Annotated in this window: 16 protein-coding genes and 1 pseudogene; 7 read left to right on the plus strand and 10 right to left on the minus strand. The window is 63.6% G+C overall.

Features of this window, described 5'->3' with window-relative positions:
* Positions 1 to 162: pseudogene (locus K675_RS33125) on the minus strand (monooxygenase); the annotation flags it as partial.
* A 390-nt stretch (positions 163 to 552) separates the two neighbouring features.
* Between K675_RS33125 and sfnG the strand changes: the two are divergent.
* Positions 553 to 1,653 carry a dimethylsulfone monooxygenase SfnG gene (gene sfnG / locus K675_RS0121635; protein WP_017905561.1) on the plus strand — a complete coding sequence of 367 codons (1,101 nt, stop codon included), beginning with the start codon at positions 553 to 555 and terminating at the stop codon, positions 1,651 to 1,653.
* Between the two features lie 175 nt (positions 1,654 to 1,828).
* Here sfnG and soxR read toward each other — a convergent pair whose 3' ends face one another.
* Positions 1,829 to 2,293, minus strand: coding sequence for a redox-sensitive transcriptional activator SoxR (gene soxR / locus K675_RS0121640; RefSeq protein WP_017905562.1), 465 nt, complete (start codon positions 2,291 to 2,293; stop codon positions 1,829 to 1,831).
* A gap of 92 nt (positions 2,294 to 2,385) precedes the next feature.
* On the opposite strand from soxR, the gene K675_RS0121645 reads away from it, so the two are divergent.
* The gene (locus K675_RS0121645) at positions 2,386 to 2,751 is read left to right on the plus strand and encodes an antibiotic biosynthesis monooxygenase (RefSeq protein ID WP_026145414.1); all 366 of its coding nucleotides are present in this window, start codon (positions 2,386 to 2,388) and stop codon (positions 2,749 to 2,751) included.
* Positions 2,752 to 2,855: 104 nt separating this feature from the next.
* Here K675_RS0121645 and K675_RS0121650 read toward each other — a convergent pair whose 3' ends face one another.
* The 4 genes from K675_RS0121650 to msuE all read right to left on the minus strand — a co-directional run bounded on the left by K675_RS0121650 (position 2,856) and on the right by msuE (position 7,042).
* On the minus strand, positions 2,856 to 3,959 hold the full coding sequence (locus K675_RS0121650) for a sigma-54 interaction domain-containing protein (protein WP_017905564.1): 1,104 nt from the start codon (positions 3,957 to 3,959) through the stop codon (positions 2,856 to 2,858).
* 8 nt (positions 3,960 to 3,967) lie between these two features.
* Positions 3,968 to 5,155, minus strand: coding sequence for an acyl-CoA dehydrogenase family protein (locus tag K675_RS0121655; RefSeq protein WP_017905565.1), 1,188 nt, complete (start codon positions 5,153 to 5,155; stop codon positions 3,968 to 3,970).
* Positions 5,156 to 5,323: 168 nt separating this feature from the next.
* Complete coding sequence (gene ssuD / locus K675_RS0121660; RefSeq protein WP_017905566.1) at positions 5,324 to 6,469, minus strand: FMNH2-dependent alkanesulfonate monooxygenase; 1,146 nt, start codon at positions 6,467 to 6,469, stop codon at positions 5,324 to 5,326.
* A gap of 9 nt (positions 6,470 to 6,478) precedes the next feature.
* The gene (gene msuE, locus K675_RS0121665) at positions 6,479 to 7,042 is read right to left on the minus strand and encodes an FMN reductase (RefSeq protein ID WP_017905567.1); all 564 of its coding nucleotides are present in this window, start codon (positions 7,040 to 7,042) and stop codon (positions 6,479 to 6,481) included.
* Between the two features lie 414 nt (positions 7,043 to 7,456).
* On the opposite strand from msuE, the gene K675_RS0121670 reads away from it, so the two are divergent.
* The 4 genes from K675_RS0121670 (at position 7,457) to K675_RS0121685 (ending at position 11,695) form a co-directional block, all read left to right on the plus strand.
* Positions 7,457 to 7,726 carry a hypothetical protein gene (locus tag K675_RS0121670; protein WP_017905568.1) on the plus strand — a complete coding sequence of 90 codons (270 nt, stop codon included), beginning with the start codon at positions 7,457 to 7,459 and terminating at the stop codon, positions 7,724 to 7,726.
* A 105-nt stretch (positions 7,727 to 7,831) separates the two neighbouring features.
* Positions 7,832 to 8,458 carry a LysE family translocator gene (locus K675_RS0121675; RefSeq protein WP_017905569.1) on the plus strand — a complete coding sequence of 209 codons (627 nt, stop codon included), beginning with the start codon at positions 7,832 to 7,834 and terminating at the stop codon, positions 8,456 to 8,458.
* Positions 8,459 to 8,655: 197 nt separating this feature from the next.
* Positions 8,656 to 9,825: a cysteine desulfurase family protein gene (locus K675_RS0121680; RefSeq protein ID WP_017905570.1), complete on the plus strand. Its 1,170-nt coding sequence runs from the start codon at positions 8,656 to 8,658 to the stop codon at positions 9,823 to 9,825.
* Positions 9,826 to 9,886: 61 nt separating this feature from the next.
* Positions 9,887 to 11,695, plus strand: a complete 1,809-nt coding sequence (locus K675_RS0121685; protein WP_017905571.1) for an aminopeptidase P family protein — start codon at positions 9,887 to 9,889, stop codon at positions 11,693 to 11,695.
* Positions 11,696 to 11,854: 159 nt separating this feature from the next.
* Here K675_RS0121685 and K675_RS0121690 read toward each other — a convergent pair whose 3' ends face one another.
* Both K675_RS0121690 and K675_RS0121695 read right to left on the minus strand, forming a co-directional pair.
* Positions 11,855 to 12,445 carry a 2-hydroxychromene-2-carboxylate isomerase gene (locus K675_RS0121690; protein ID WP_017905572.1) on the minus strand — a complete coding sequence of 197 codons (591 nt, stop codon included), beginning with the start codon at positions 12,443 to 12,445 and terminating at the stop codon, positions 11,855 to 11,857.
* Positions 12,446 to 12,481: 36 nt separating this feature from the next.
* Entirely contained in the window at positions 12,482 to 13,222 is a 741-nt protein-coding gene (locus tag K675_RS0121695; RefSeq protein ID WP_017905573.1) for an SDR family oxidoreductase, read from the minus strand.
* Positions 13,223 to 13,315: 93 nt separating this feature from the next.
* Here K675_RS0121695 and K675_RS0121700 point away from each other — a divergent pair, with 93 nt between their 5' ends.
* On the plus strand, positions 13,316 to 13,882 hold the full coding sequence (locus K675_RS0121700) for a TetR/AcrR family transcriptional regulator (protein WP_017905574.1): 567 nt from the start codon (positions 13,316 to 13,318) through the stop codon (positions 13,880 to 13,882).
* A gap of 13 nt (positions 13,883 to 13,895) precedes the next feature.
* Here K675_RS0121700 and K675_RS0121705 read toward each other — a convergent pair whose 3' ends face one another.
* Together K675_RS0121705 and rhtA are read right to left on the minus strand one after the other, a co-directional pair.
* Positions 13,896 to 14,174, minus strand: a complete 279-nt coding sequence (locus K675_RS0121705) for a hypothetical protein (RefSeq protein ID WP_017905575.1) — start codon at positions 14,172 to 14,174, stop codon at positions 13,896 to 13,898.
* A 169-nt stretch (positions 14,175 to 14,343) separates the two neighbouring features.
* A complete protein-coding gene (gene rhtA / locus K675_RS0121710) occupies positions 14,344 to 15,231 on the minus strand; it encodes a threonine/homoserine exporter RhtA (protein WP_017905576.1) in 888 nt (295 codons plus the stop codon).
* Positions 15,232 to 15,619: the final 388 nt, after the last annotated feature.

The following is a 15,619-nucleotide window of genomic DNA, read 5'->3' on the forward strand; positions in this document are numbered from 1 at the left end:
GGCTTGCTTGAGCCACTGGATCGGTTCGTGGGGTAGTTCGCGCGCCAGTTCCCGTTGTACGGCGCCGGCGGCGATACGGGCGAAGATCGGGCGGAAGCGCTCGGCCAGGGGCTCGTAGTCGACGCCGAGGGACAGCGGGTTGATTACCTGGTGTTCGGTCATGGGACAGCTCCTTGGGGCAGGTAGGAATAACTGCGGTTGCCGGGAGTGGTTGCAGGGTCCATGCCGGAGCGTGAGGCCCCGTATTGGCGGGCCTTCCCATGAAGTAGCCCAGGGGTAACTGTTGTCTGCGCAACAGAACTTCAACAAATCGTCCTGCCAACCTACAGATTCCGATGGTCGCCAACGGATGTGAACACCAAGGGAGGAGGCTTTGTGCAGGAGCGGGCTTGCCCGCGAATTGGGCCTCAAGGCTGCAAAAAACTCGCGGCGCTGCGGCGTCCCGACAAGCCCGTTCCCGGGTGCCGTGCCATGCCCATGTAGCCGGGATTTCGGCACTGGCACGCTTGCTGCTCCCCTGACCTGACCTTCCCTGGATCGAGGTCCAACACCATGAGTCAGCAAGCCGTCAAATTCGCCTATTGGGTACCCAATGTCAGTGGTGGCCTGGTCGTCAGCAAGATCGAGCAGCGCACCCGCTGGGATATCGACTACAACCGCAAGCTGGCACAGTTGGCGGAGGAGGCCGGGTTCGAATACGGCCTGACCCAGATCCGCTTCACCGCCGGCTATGGTGCCGAGTACCAGCACGAGTCCGTTGCGTTCAGCCACGCGCTGCTGGCGGCGACCACGCGGCTGAAGGTGATCGCCGCGATCCTGCCCGGCCCCTGGCAGCCAGCGCTGGCCGCCAAGCAACTGGCGACCATCGACCAACTGACCGGTGGACGGATTGCCGTCAACATCGTCAGTGGCTGGTTCCGTGGCGAATTCCACGCCATCGGTGAGCACTGGCTGGAGCACGACGAACGTTATCGCCGTTCCGAGGAGTTCATTCGTGCGCTGAAGGGCATCTGGACCCAGGATGCGTTCACCTTCAAGGGCGACTTCTACCGCTTCAACGACTACAGCCTCAAGCCCAAGCCGCTGAGCCAGCCGCACCCGGAGATTTTCCAGGGCGGCAGCTCGCGGGCGGCACGGGACATGGCCGCGCGGGTGTCGGATTGGTACTTCACCAACGGCAATACCCCGGAAGGTATCAAGGCCCAGGTCGACGATATTCGTGCCAAGGCTGCGGCCAATGGCCATTCGGTGAAAATCGGGGTGAACGCCTTCGTGATTGCCCGCGACACCGAAGAAGAGGCCCGCGCGGTACTGGCCGAAATCATCGACAAGGCCGACCCCGAGGCGGTCGGGGCGTTTGGCGATGCGGCGAAGCAGGCGGGCAAGTCGTCGCCGGAAGGCGAGGGCAACTGGGCCAAGTCCAGTTTCGAGGACCTGGTGCAGTACAACGACGGTTTCAAGACCAACCTGATCGGCACCCCGCGGCAGATCGCCGAGCGGATCGTCGCGCTGAAGGCGGTGGGCGTGGACCTGGTGCTGGCGGGGTTCCTGCATTTCCAGGAAGAGGTCGAGTATTTCGGCAAGCGGGTGTTGCCGCTGGTGCGTGAGCTGGAGGCGCAGAAGACCGGGCGGCCGGTGGCCGAGCCGGCCTGATCCTTCCTGTTCCATCTGACACGCCACTGTCCCCCTGTAGGAGCCGGCTTGCTGGCGATAACGGTGTGTCAGTCACCGAGGGTGCTGGCTGCTGGATCGCGATCGCCAGCAAGCCGGCTCCTACAGGGGGACAGGTGATTCTGCATGATCGCGGCCTGCCCCTGGATCGTGATGATCAGACATCCGGTTCCAGCAGGTGGGGCCCGGGGCCCTGGTCGCCGAGCACGTCGCCCTGGTTGCGCAGCGGGCAGCTTTCCATCGACAGGCAGCCGCAGCCGATGCAGCCGTCGAGCTTGTCCCGCAGCCGGGTCAGGCGGGCGATGCGCTCGTCCAGTTCGTCCTTCCAGCGTTCCGACATCCGCGCCCAGTCCGTCGCCGTTGGCGTGCGGCCTTCGGGCAACTGCTGCAGGGCCTGATGGATCTCCGTCAGCGGAATTCCCAGGCCTTGCGCCACCTTGATCAGCGACACCCGGCGCAGCACGTCGCGGGCGTAGCGGCGCTGGTTGCCGGCATTGCGGCTGCTCTGGATCAGCCCCTTGGATTCGTAGAAGCGCAGGGCCGTCACCGAGATGCCGCTGCGTGCGGCGACCTGGCCGACCGTGAGTACCTTGTCCGTGGGCAGGGCCTTGTGCAATGCCATGGAAAAAATCCCTTGACCTCTAGTTAACTTGAGGTTTTACCCTGCATCACCTCGGATCTCAAGATCCCGTGTGACTTTCCGGGGAGCTACCCATGCCAGTAACAGAGAAAAATTGCAGTTTCACCCAATTGATCCAGTTCGAGATCGAGCCCCATCAACAGGACGCCCTGGTCAATGCCCTGGCGCGACAGACCGAACGCCTGGCCCAGGGTTTTGCCGGCTTCATCAGCGGCAACGTGCAGGCCAGCGCCGATGGCCGGCGGGTGTTGAATGTTTTGCAATGGCGCTCGAAGGAGGCCGGGGAGGCGGCGTTCGCCCGCTTCGAGAGTGGTGAAGAGGATTTCTGGCTGCTGATTCGCTCGTACCAGGCCAAGGCGGTGACCTTTGGCTCGTTCCAGGTGTTGTGCAGCATCGAGCGCAGTCACGATGACGCGCTGCACTGCGCTCTGGTCGGCTAGTGGCACTGCCTGTACCGATCGCCGGCGAGCGGCGTGCCTGGTTCACCCGGTCACTTCGTTCCAGGTCTTCGTCGGGCCGCGTTCCAGGTTACCCGGTGCTCTGGTTAGATCGATAACTGCAGCATGCGGTCGCCCTGGACGTTCTCGCCCGGTCGGCGCTTGTTCACCGCCAACTCGCCGATCCTGATCAGCCGGGTGCGCGTCACGTTGCGGCTCAGGCCCAGCAGATTGGCGGTGTGCACCTGGTTGTAGTGGCTGAAACGGTAGGCCGCGCGCAGTAATGCATCCTCGACTTTTTCGTGGAGGGCGCCAGCCTGCTCCTCGAAGAGTTTCTGGAACGCGCGGTCGAGCAGGGCCTCGGCCGAGTCGTCGGCGGCCGTGGCGCTGTCGTCCTGGCGCTCGATGCGCATGTTCGACAGGCGCAGGTCGTCGCGTTCGATGACCCCGTTGCGGCAGATCAGCAGGGTGTGGTGGATCACGTTTTCCAGCTCGCGGATATTGCCCGGCCAACTGTAGTTCTTGAGTTTCTGCTCGGCCGCCGGGCTGATACGGATGTCACCGTAGCCCAGGCGCTGGCAGTAGGCGTCGATGAAGTGCCGGGTCAGCGGCAGGATATCGCCGGGGCGGTCGCGCAGCGGGCTCAGTTCCAGGTTGACGACATCGAGGCGGTAATACAGGTCCTCGCGGAAATGCCCGGCGTTGATCGCCTTTTCCAACTGGACATTGGTCGCCGCCAGCACCCGCACATTGATGGGGATGCTCTTGCGCGAGCCCAGGCGCACGACTTCGCGTTCTTGCAGTACCCGCAGCAGTTTGACCTGGATCGGCATCGGCAGGTCGCCGATCTCGTCGAGGAACAGGGTGCCACCATCGGCTTCCTCGAACCAGCCGGCCTTGGCGCCGAGGGCGCCGGTGAAGGCGCCTTTCTCATGGCCGAACAGCTCGGCCTCCACCAGCGACTCGGAAAAGGCCCCGCAGTTGACCGCGATGAACGGTCGGTTGCGGCGGGCGCTGAGGTTGTGAATATGCCGGGCCACCAGCTCCTTGCCGGTGCCGGTTTCGCCGATGATCAGTACGCTGGCCTCGCTGGGGGCGACCTGTTGCAGGTGGGCGAGCAGGGCCTGGGATTTGGGGTCTTCGAAGACCTGGGCGGTGGCGCGGATCGAGGTCGCCAGAGCCGGCGAGGGCGGTAGGGTCAGTAGCTGCATGGGCGTCTCTACGAATAGAAGGTGGGGATGGGAAGTGTCTGGTTCAGGGCCCAGTCGCCCAGTTCCTGAAGCTTGTAGTCCAGCGGGTCGTGCAGGGTCTGAGTGCGCAGGTTGCGCCAGTGCCGGTCCAGCCGCAGGGAGGCGTGGGTGGAACGCGCACCGGTGACTTCGAACAGCCTGCCGCACAGTTCCAGGCCCTGGCGGCTGGCGGCGACCTTGGCGGTGGCGATGGCGGTCGCCAGTTCTCCGCGCTCCTCGGCGGTGAGGTCCGGGCCTTTGGCCCAGGCCCGGTCGAGCCCTTCGGCGGCGTGTTCGACCAGCAGCCGTACGCCTTCGAGGGCCACCCAGAAGTCGCCGTAGTGGCTGAGGATGTACGGGTCCTTGCGGATGTCCTCGGTGCCGGACTTGAACCACGGCCGGGTCTCGGTAAGGGTGTACTGCCGGGCCTCCTCGAAGGCGCCTTCGGCGATGCCGAGGAACATGTGAGTGAAGGTCAGTTGCGCGATCAGCGGGCGCAGGCAGGCGAAGGGCGTGCTCAGAGGGCCGGGTTCGAGTAGCAGTTCCGACTCCTCGACCCGCACCCGCTCGAAGCTGGCGCTGCCGCTATCGGTCTGGCGCTGGCCCATGTTGTGCCAGTCGTTGTGCAGGGTGATGCCGGAGCGGCCGCTGGGAATCGCGGCGATCAGCAGTTTGCCGCCGGCGCTTTCGTCGACGGCCGAGGCGATCAGCATCTCCGAGTCGCTGGCGCCGGAGCAGAAACTTTTCTTGCCGGAGAACTCGCGCCAGCCGCCGCGCTTGCGCACCACGGTGCGGGTGTCCAGCGGGTTGAGGGCGTTGCCCCAGAACCAGTTCTTGCGGGCGGTCTGCTCGAACCAGGGTTGCCATTGCTCGGGACGCGAGAACAGCCGCACGGTGGCGAGCATCAGGTGATGGAAGCCGAAGACATGGGCAATGGAGCTGTCGACCTTGGCGAACTCGCGAACCACCTTGAGGGTTTCGCTCCAACTGGCGCCGAGGCCGCCGTATTGGGTGGGGATGCTCAGGGCCAGCAGGCCGCTTTGGCGCAGGGCGTCGCGCTGGGCTTTCGGCGTACCGCCGCGCTCGTCGCGCTCGACGGCGGTTTCGGCAAACTCGGCCGCCAACAGGCGGGCAGTATGCAGGGGGGCGGGAAGGAGGTTGTGCGGTTGAGCCGTCACGCGATGTTCCTCTGTCTAGGGCGATAGTCCGACGGGGGGACTTCTGTGGGAGCCGGCTTGCTGGCGGTAGCGGCGTATCAGTCGATGGGCAGGTTGACTGTTCAGTCGCGATCGCCAGCAAGCCGGCTCCCACACATTGGACTGCCTCCAAGGGTTGGGGCGGTGTCTTCAAGGTCGCGTCTGGGTGGGCAACACATCGTTGGCAATCATTTCCCCGAAGGGCCCGGTCAGGTTGGTCACGCCGCGGCCGGCCAGGCTCGCATAAGGCTCGGGCAGCAGCGGGAACACCAGTTCGGCGAAGCGGTAGGCTTCCTCCAGGTGCGGATAACCGGAGAAGATGAAACTCTCGATGCCCAGGTCGGCGTACTCCTTGATGCGCTCGGCGACCTGTTGCGGGTTGCCCACCAGCGCGGTGCCGGCACCGCCGCGGACCAGGCCGACGCCGGCCCACAGGTTGGGTGCGATCTCCAGGTTGTCACGGCGTCCGCCGTGCAGGGCGGCCATGCGCCGCTGGCCTTCGGAGTCGAAGCGCGCGAAGGACTGCTGCGCGGCGGCGATGGTTTCGTCACTGATGTGTTCGATCAGGCGGTCGGCAGCCTTCCAGGCCTCTTCGGCGGTTTCCCGGACGATCACGTGCAGACGGATGCCGAAACGCACGGTGCGCCCCTTGCGCGCGGCGCGCTCGCGAATGTCGGCCAGCTTGGCGGCGACGGCGGCCGGCGGTTCGCCCCAGGTCAGGTAGACATCGACCTGGTCGGCGGCGAGGTCGTGGGCCGCGTCCGAGGATCCACCGAAATACAGCGGTGGGTAGGGCTTCTGCACAGGCGGGTAAAGCGCCTTGGCGTTCTGTACCTTCAGGTGCTTGCCTTCGAAGTCGACCGCCTCGCCCTGCAATACCCGGCGCCAGATCCTCAGGAACTCATCGGTGACTTCGTAGCGTTCGCTATGGCTGAGGAAGCTGCCGTCGCCGCGGTTCTCGTCGGGGTCGCCGCCGGTGACCACGTTGATCAGCAGACGGCCGTTGGACAGCCGGTCGAGGGTCGCGGCCATGCGCGCCGAAACGGTCGGCGAAATGATGCCGGGGCGGATCGCCACCAGGTAGCGCAGGCGTTCGGTCAGCGGTACCAGCGCCGAAGCGATGACCCAGGAGTCTTCGCAGGAACGGCCGGTGGGAATCAGCACGCCGTGGTAGCCGAGGCTGTCGGCGGCCTGGGCCACCTGTTTCAGATAGTTGAGGGTCACCGGGCGGGCACCCTGGGCGGTGCCCAGGTAATGACCGTCGCCGTGAGTGGGGAGAAACCAGAAGACATCCATGGCAAGTCCTTAAGCGGTTTTCAGCAGCTGCTTGGAATGGGCGCCGAACAACGGGACGGCGCGTTCTGCGGCAAGGCGGATGCGGGCCTTCAGGGGCTCGCTGGTTATCTGGTAATTGGCGAAGTCGGTTTCGCTGGCGTAGACACCGATGGGCAGGGTCAGGGCCTGGAAGAAGCTGAACAGTGGGCGCAACTGGTGATCCAGGACCAGCGCATGGCGCTCGCTGCCGCCGGTGGCGGCCAGCAGCACCGGGGTGTCGATCAGGGCGTTGAGGTCCACCAGGTCGAACAGGTGCTTGAGCAGCCCGGGGTAGGAGCCGCGATAGACCGGCGAGGCGACGATCAGCAGGTCGGCGTTTTCGATGGCCTGCAGTTCGGCCTCGACCTCGGCACTCAGTTCGGCGCGTGACAGTGCCGCGCCGAGGGGACGGGCGATGTCGGTCAGTTCGATCAGCCGGCTTTCGAGGTGCAGGTGTTGCGCCAGTTCAGCCAGCAGCGCCTGGGTCAGCACCAGGGTGCGCGACGGGCGATAGGGGCCACCGGAGAGGGCAACGACTTTCAGTGTACGAGACATGGGCAGTTCCTTTTCAAACAGTTGCTGGGCGGGCAGGGTCAGTGTCCGGGCTTGGGTAACAGGGGCTTGAGCAAGACCTGTACCAAGCGCCCGGACACCGTATTCACGGGTTCCTGGCGTGCCCGGCGAGCGGCCGGCTGCTGGTGGGCGGGCTGTTTTGTTGATCGACTGTTGGTTGGCGAACAGTTGCCCTGGCAACACCGATCAAGTGGTTGAAACTGTTGTACGGGGTTTCTGATATTCCGTAAATGAACGTATTTCCATATTTATAGTTCTATATGGAATATAAGGCGTTTCAGTGGCAGGGTCAGCAAGTGATCGATAGCGACTATCGAGAGAGGTGATTTCTGCCATCCGGGGTGGCCCCGGTAGCCTGTGTCCATCCAATCAAATCAGGCATTCGGGAGTCACCTTATGAAACACACACCTGCGGTTCTGCTGCTTTTGCTGTTGTCCGTCCTGGCCGGCTGTGCCAGCCATCCTTCCCCTGAACTGCGGCCCTATACCGCCGAGGAAACCCGGGAACTGGCGCTGGAGGCATTGAATCGGCGTGGGCTGTCCTTCGAGGAGTACCATCGCAAGAAGGCCGAACTGGTAGGCCAGCCACAGCCGGTCTACGGCTTCGATGAGCAGGCCGAGATCAGTGCCGATCGCGGCAGTAACAGACAGGTAAACAAAGGGTGAAAGGCAAAACTGTACGGGTCGAAGTTTTCAGTAGCTGTGTCTGAGTTTCTCCAGGTCGCTGGGATAGGGTGAGTGCCTGACTGACACGCTTGCCGGATGCCCGCCATGACCCTCTCGCTCGACCTTCTGCTGGGCTTTGCCCTGTTCGCCCTGGTGACTTCCGTGACGCCCGGTCCCAACAACACCATGTTGCTGGCCTCCGGGGTGAACTTCGGCTTCAACCGTTCCATTCCCCATATCCTCGGCATCTCCTGCGGCTTCTTCGTGCTGGTGCTGGCCGTGGGGCTCGGCCTGGGGGCGGTGTTCGAGGCCTATCCGGCGCTCTATACCGCCTTGCGTTACATCGGCGGGGCCTACCTGTTGTACCTCGCCTGGAAAATCGCCGGTTCGGGGCCGGTCTCCGAAACCGAGCAGGGGCAGGGCCGACCGTTCAGCTTCTGGAATGCGGCGGCGTTCCAATGGGTCAATCCCAAGGCCTGGGTGATGGCGATCGGAGCGATCAGCACCTACACGCCGCTGCAGGGCTATTTCAGCAACGTGCTGGTGATCGCCGCCGTTTTCGCCCTGATCAACGCTCCCTCTGTCAGCCTCTGGGCCGCTTGCGGCAGCCTGTTGCGCAATGTGCTGCGCGAGCCGCGCTGGCTGCGGCTGTTCAACTTGGCCATGGCGCTGCTGTTGGTCATTTCGTTGTACCCGCTGGTGCAAGAGAGTGTGCAGCAGTTGTCCCGCTGAAGCGTCGGCGCCGGGCCTGTTGGCGCTCGCAACACCTTCCTTGGCGCTGTAAGCTGGACTCCAGGAGCGTTCCTACGCACTTTGCTTGAAAGTCATCTTTCCTTGATCGTTTTCCATCGGGTATAGCTGTCTGTTCAACTCCCGGTTGAACTCAGTGAGAAATCGCTCCGCGGGACACGCTTTATGAGTCTTTTGCCATGAATCAACAGCCTCTGTATTTCGACTACGCCGCCACGACTCCGGTGGACGAGCGGGTCATCCAGGTCATGGTCGAATGCCTGGGTTTCTCCGGCAACTTCGGCAACCCGGCCTCCAGCTCCCACACCTTTGGCCAGCGCGCCCGGCAGACGGTCGAGCAGGCCCGGCAACAGGTGGCGACCCTGGTGGGCGCAAGCGCCGAGCAGATCGTCTGGACCTCCGGTGCCACCGAATCGAACAACCTGGCCCTTAAAGGCGTGGCCCAGGCCCTTGGCACGGGGGGTGGACATGTGATCACCAGCCGGATCGAACACAAGGCGGTCCTCGATACCGCCCGGCAACTGGAGGAGGGTGGGGTCGAGGTGACCTGGCTGGAGCCGGACGCCGACGGGCTGATCTTCGCGCAGAGCGTCGAGCAAGCGCTGCGTGAGGACACGTTTCTGGTGTCGCTGATGCTGGTGAACAACGAACTGGGCACGCTCAACGACATCCGCGCCATCGGCCAGCGGGTTCGCGAGCATGGCGCGCTGTTTCATGTGGACGCCGCCCAGGGGGCCGGCAAGGTGGCCATCGACCTGGGCGAGTTGCCGGTGGACCTGATGTCGTTCTCGGCGCACAAGCTGTACGGGCCCAAGGGCATCGGCGCGCTGTATGTCGGACCGCGGGCCCGGCAGCGGCTGAATGCGCAGATCCACGGCGGTGGCCATGAAGGTGGCCTGCGCTCGGGGACCCTGGCGACTCACCAGATCGCCGGCATGGGCAGCGCCTTTGCCCTGGCGACCGAAGCGTTCGAGGAGGAGGCCACGCAGATTCGCGCCCTGCGTCAGCGTCTGCTGGACCAGTTGGCGGATGTCCCGGGCCTGCGCCTGAACGGCAGCCCGAGCCAGCGTATTCCCCATACCTTGAGCCTGACCTTCGCCGAAGGCCAGTTCAATGGCGCACAACTCAGCCAGACGCTGGCCTATTCGGCCACCTCGGCGTGCAACTCGGCGAGCAATGCGCCGTCCCATGTACTGCTGGCGCTGGGGCATGATGCCGATTCCGCGGCCCGTACCATCCGCCTGAGCCTCGGGCGTTTCACCACCGAGCAGGACATCGATCGGGCGGCTGCGGCGATCAAGGCCAGTGCCAGCGCGCCAGTGCCATTTTGGGCAGTTGCCCCGTCGTGACGGCTGATTCATCATCAGCGCCTTATAACAATCAAATCCGTGAGTAGCAGCAGGAGACATGATGAGCACGCAGACCTCGAGTCAGGGAACCGTACCCCAGCGCCTGGCGCGCACCCGCGAGCTGATGAAGCGCGAGGGCGTCCACGCCTTGCTGGTGCCATCGGCCGACCCGCACCTGTCGGAGTACCTGCCGGCGTACTGGCAGGGCCGGCAGTGGCTGTCGGGCTTTCATGGTTCGGTCGGTACCCTGATCGTCACGGCGGAGTTTGCCGGGGTCTGGGCTGACAGCCGCTACTGGGAACAGGCGAGCAAGGAACTGAAGGGCAGCGGCATCGAGCTGGTCAAGCTGCAACCGGGGCAAACCGGGCCGCTGGAGTGGTTGGCCGAGCAGACGCCGGCTGGTGGTGTGGTGGCGGTGGACGGTGCGGTGATGGCGCTGGCTTCGGCACGAACCCTTGGGGAAAAGCTGCAAGCCCGTGGTGCTCGCCTGCGTACCGATATCGACCTGCTGCGGCAGGCCTGGGAAGATCGCCCGGTGCTACCGAACCAGCCGGTCTACGAGCACCTGCCGCCGCAGGCCACCGTCAGCCGTGGCGAGAAGCTGGCGCAGTTGCGTGCGGAACTGAAGGACCGTGGCGCCGACTGGCATTTCATCGCGACCCTGGACGACATCGCCTGGTTGTTCAACCTGCGTGGCGCCGATGTGCCGTTCAACCCGGTGTTCGTCTCCTTCGCCCTGGTCAGTCAGCAGCAGGCCACGCTGTTCGTGGCAATGGACAAGGTCAGCGCCGAGTTGGCGAAGACCCTCGAACGTGACGGCGTGAGCCTGCGTGACTATGCCGACATTGCCCCGGCCCTGGCGGCCGTGCCGGGTGGTTCGAGCCTGCTGGTCGATCCTGCCCGTGTCACGGTCGGACTGCTGGACAACCTGGGCGCCGAGGTGAGCCTGGTGGAGGGGTTGAACCCGACCACCCTCGCCAAGTCGCGCAAGAGCCTGGACGATGCGGCACACATCCGCCAGGCCATGGAGCAGGATGGCGCGGCGTTGTGCGAATTCTTCGCCTGGCTGGAAACAGCGCTGGGTCGTGAGCGGATCACCGAACTGACCATCGACGAGAAACTGACCGCCGCGCGCGCCCGTCGCCCCGGCTACGTGTCCCTGAGTTTCAACACCATCGCCGCGTTCAACGCCAATGGCGCGATGCCGCATTATCACGCCACCGAGCAGGAACATGCGGTGATCGAAGGTGACGGCCTGCTGCTGATCGACTCCGGCGGCCAGTACCTGGGCGGCACCACCGATATCACCCGGATGGTGCCGGTGGGGACGCCGAGCGCCGAACAGAAAGTCGATTGCACGCGGGTGCTCAAGGGCGTGATCGCCTTGTCCAGGGCGCGCTTCCCCCGTGGCATTCTGTCGCCACTGCTCGATGCCATCGCGCGGGCGCCGATCTGGGCCGATAACGTCAACTACGGGCATGGTACCGGTCATGGCGTCGGTTACTTCCTGAACGTTCACGAAGGCCCGCAGGTGATCGCCTATCAGGCGGTCGCTGCACCGCAGACGGCGATGCAGCCGGGGATGATCACCTCGATCGAGCCGGGCACCTACCGTCCGGGGCGTTGGGGTGTGCGTATCGAGAACCTCGCGATGAACCGTGAGGCGGGCGAGAGCGAGTTCGGTGAGTTCCTGCGTTTCGAAACCCTCACGCTGTGCCCGATCGATACCCGCTGCCTGGAGCCGGCGCTGTTGACGCAGGAAGAGCGTGACTGGTTCAACGGCTACCATGCCGAGGTGCGTGAGCGGCTGAGTCCGTTGCTCAGTGGGGCGGCGCTGGAGTGGTTGAATACCCGCACTGCGGCGATCTGATTTTGCGGCAAGGTCTTCGGGCCTGTTCGCGGGCAAGCCCGGCTCCTACGAGGCGGTGTCGTATGCAAACTTCATGTACGACCCATTCTTCATGGGAGCCGGCTTGCTGGCGATAACGATCTGGTAGGCGATATCTCTACTGCCTGAACCTCCTCCGGGTCACACCAACGCCTCGCGTACGAAATCAAGCCGGTCCTGTCCGAAAAACAACTGTTCGCCGACAAACATGCTCGGTGCGCCGAATACCCCACGTTGCAAGGCTTGCTCGGTCTTCTCCTTGAGCACCTCCTTGACTTCCTCATCCTGGGTCAACGCCATGACCTGCTCAGGGTCGAACCCATGCTCGGCCAATACCTGCGCGACCGTGCCGGGATCATTCAGGTTGCGCCCATCGACCCAGAGTGCGCGATACAACGCATCGACGAATTCGACAAAGCGCTCCGGCTGGCGCAGTTGCACGCCGGTGGTTGCCCGCATCAGCAGCAATGTGTTGATCGGGAAGTACGGGTTGAAGCGAAAGGGCACGCCATAGCGTTGGGCGTAGCGGGCCAGGTCCTGAATCATGTAGCGCCCCTTGGCCGGAATCTCGGCGGGGGAGGCGTTGCCCGTGGCCTTGAACACGCCGCCGAGCAGCATCGGCTGGTAGATCAGTCGGGCTTGGGCCTGGGCACAGATTCCGGGTAGCTGGGTATAGGCCAGGTAGGAGGCAGGGCTGCCCAGATCGAAGTAGAACTCGACGTTTTTTTTCATGGATGAAGCATCCTTGTTGTTGTCGTGGGGGAGAGCCTACCAGCGTTCGTTCCAGGGCCGCAGGTCGAGTTCGAAGGTCCAGGCGTCCCGCGGCTGGTTGTGCAGGTACCAGTAGTTCTCGGCGATATGGCCCGGGTCGAGGATGCCGTCCTGGTCCTTGAGGGCGTATTTTTCCGGGAAACCGGTGCGGATGAAGTCGGTGTCGATGGCGCCGTCCACCACCACATGGGCGACGTGGATGTTCAGTGGCCCCAGCTCCCGCGCCATGCTCTGCGCCAGAGCGCGGATCCCATGCTTGGCGCCAGCGAATGCGGCGAAACCGGCGGCTCCGCGCAGCCCGGCGGTGGCGCCGGTGAACAGGATGGTGCCGCGCTGGCGAGTGACCATGCGTCTGGCGACCTCGCGGGCATTGAGGAAGCCGGAGAAGCAGGCCATTTCCCAGATCTTGAAATACTTGCGGGCGGTTTCTTCCAGGATGCTGCACGGCACGTTGGCGCCGATGTTGAAGACGAAGGCTTCGATCGGACCGATCTGGCTTTCGATCTCCTCGATCAGGGCCACCACTTCTTCTTCCTTGCGCGCATCGCAGGCAAAACCGTGGGCCTCGCCACCAGCCTGGCGAATCGTGTCCAGCAGCGGCTGAAGCTTGTCGGCACTGCGCCGTGTCAGGCAGGCGGTGAAGCCTTCGACAGCGAAGCGCTTGGCAATGGCACCGCCAGTGGCGTCGCCGGCTCCGACGACCAATACGACTTTCTTGTGGTTGTTTGCGGTAGTCATGGTCAGTATCGCTCTTTTATTAAACGATCGTTAACTAAACGAACGTTATGCTACGATTCGGTAAGCGTCAAGGTCGTGAACAGGAACAGCTCCATGCGTTATTCACTCAGCCACAAGCAGGAAACCCGCGAACGTCTGCTGGAAAGCAGTGCGGCTTCGGCAAAGAAATCAGGATTTGCCCCGATCGGGGTGGACGGCCTGATGAAAGCCATCGGTCTCAGTGGCGGGGCGTTCTATGGGCATTTTTCGTCGAAGGACGAATTGTTCGGGGCAATCGTCGAGCGGGAGCTGAGCCGCAGCGTGGCGCGCCTGGGGGGGGAAGGGTCGGCGGATCCTGCGCAGTTGGAGCGATGCCTGAAGCTGTACCTGAGCATGAGCCATGTCGAGCAGGTGGAGAGCGGCTGTGTCTTGCCGGCGTTGGGAGCTGAGATTGCCCGGGCCGACATGGCGGTGCGCGAGCGGGCCGAAGCCTGGCTGTGTCGGTTGCAACAGTGTTGGGCGCAGGTGTTGGGCAGCGAGGGTCAGGCCTGGTCGATCCTGTCCCAGTGTGTGGGAGCGCTGGTGGTGGCGCGCATGATGTCGACGCCGGAGCTTCAGCATCAGGTGTTGCAATCGAGTCGCGACGAAATCGATCGTCAGATCGGCCGGCCGTCCGGGTAGCGGCGGCCGTGTCCTACTTGCAGATGATGATCATGCTGCGGCTGGTATAGCCGGCCGGGTTCAGGCCGAAAGGATAGTCACCGGGATCTTCCACGGTGTCACCGGACTTGGCGAGGATCTTGTAGCCCTTGTCGCTGCAGGAGTTGGCGGCCTTGGTGTAGCACTTGTCCCAGGAGGACGTCAGCCCCGAGCAGTTGATGTGCAGGCCCCGCTTGCCATGCTTGATGGGTTTGGAGGTCGCGGCGCAACCGGCGATGGCGAGTACTGCCAAGACAATCAAAAAACGCTTCATTACTGTCCTTAATCTCCAGCCCCGGATCAAACAGCCCGAGTTTGGCTTCTTTCGTGCCCGCCTGTTTCTTCCCTGAGCGCCCCGTCCGAATTTATCAAGGCTGGCATTGAGTTAGGCGTAAACATGTCTTATTTGCGCGACAAATGCCAGAGTAACGTCATGCGTTGTATCAATCAGTTGCGATTGCGGGCTTGGGTTCGCTGCGCATGGTCAGTGTCGCGCCTATGGATGCACAGATGATGCAGGCGATTGCCAGCCATTGCGCCATGGACAGGTATTCGCCGAGAAACAGGAGGCCGGAGAGGGCGCCGAAGGCCGGTTCGATGCTCATCAGGGTGCCGAAGGTGCGGGCGGGAATGCGGGTCAGGGCGACCATTTCCAGGCTGTAGGGCAGGGCGGTGGAGAGGATGGCGACGCCGATGGCCGCAGGGATCAGTGCCGGGCTCAGCAAGGCTGTGCCAGCGTGGACAATACCGACGGGGGCAACAACCAGGGCGGCGATCATCACGCCCAGGGCGGCGGTTTGGACACCGTTGTCCGCGCCGGCCTTTTGCCCGAAGAGGATGTAGAGGGCCCAGCAGGCTCCCGCACCCAGGGCGTAGAGGGCGCCGACCAGGTCGATACTGGTACTGGTGCCCGAGGTCGGAATCAAGAGCAGCAGGCCGGTGATCGCCAGGCCGATCCACAGGAAGTCGATAGCCCGGCGTGAAGCGAACAGGGCCACGGCCAGCGGACCGGTGAACTCCAGCGCTACCGCGATCCCCAGCGGAACGCTTCGGAGGGACATATAGAAGAGCAGGTTCATGCCGCCGAGGGCGATGCCATAGATGACCACCGTGGTCAGGGATTTGGCGGTGAGTGTCGCTCGCCAAGGGCGCAGGATCAGCAGCATGATCAGGCTGGCGAAGATCAGGCGCAGGGTGGTGGTGCCCTGGGCTCCCACTACCGGGAACATGCTCTTGGCCAGGGAGGCTCCGGATTGAATGGAAGCCATTGCGATGATCAGCAGGGCGACGGGAAAAACGGTCGTCGCCAGGCTGCGGGATTGCTGGGTCATGGGGTGGGGTGTCCGGAGCGCGTAAATATGAGGGGGGATACCCGAGTATGATGCTAAACAATGAGCGGTTGAGCAATATATTGCTCATGTCGGGACGCTACCTTTACAGGGGATGCTTTTGTAGGATTCGGCTTGCTGGCGATGGCGGCATCCCAATCACCACCGATCTAGTTGGGTGGCCGCCTGCGGTGGATCGCCAGCAAGCGGAGCGCCGCCCGGCCGGCTCCCACTGGTGGGCCTTCGTTAATCGTAAGTTCATGTTTTTGACCTTTATGAGCGAAATCTGAAAATAACGGTTGACGCTCATTCCCAGGGGCCTATAATGCGCCCACTTCCGGCGCGGCCCGAACGGAAAACTCCTTGAGATTCAACGAGTTACCTAGTTTTG

The sequence above is a fragment of the Pseudomonas fuscovaginae SE-1 genome (assembly GCF_000364705.1).
GTDB classification, from domain to species: domain Bacteria; phylum Pseudomonadota; class Gammaproteobacteria; order Pseudomonadales; family Pseudomonadaceae; genus Aquipseudomonas; species Aquipseudomonas fuscovaginae_A.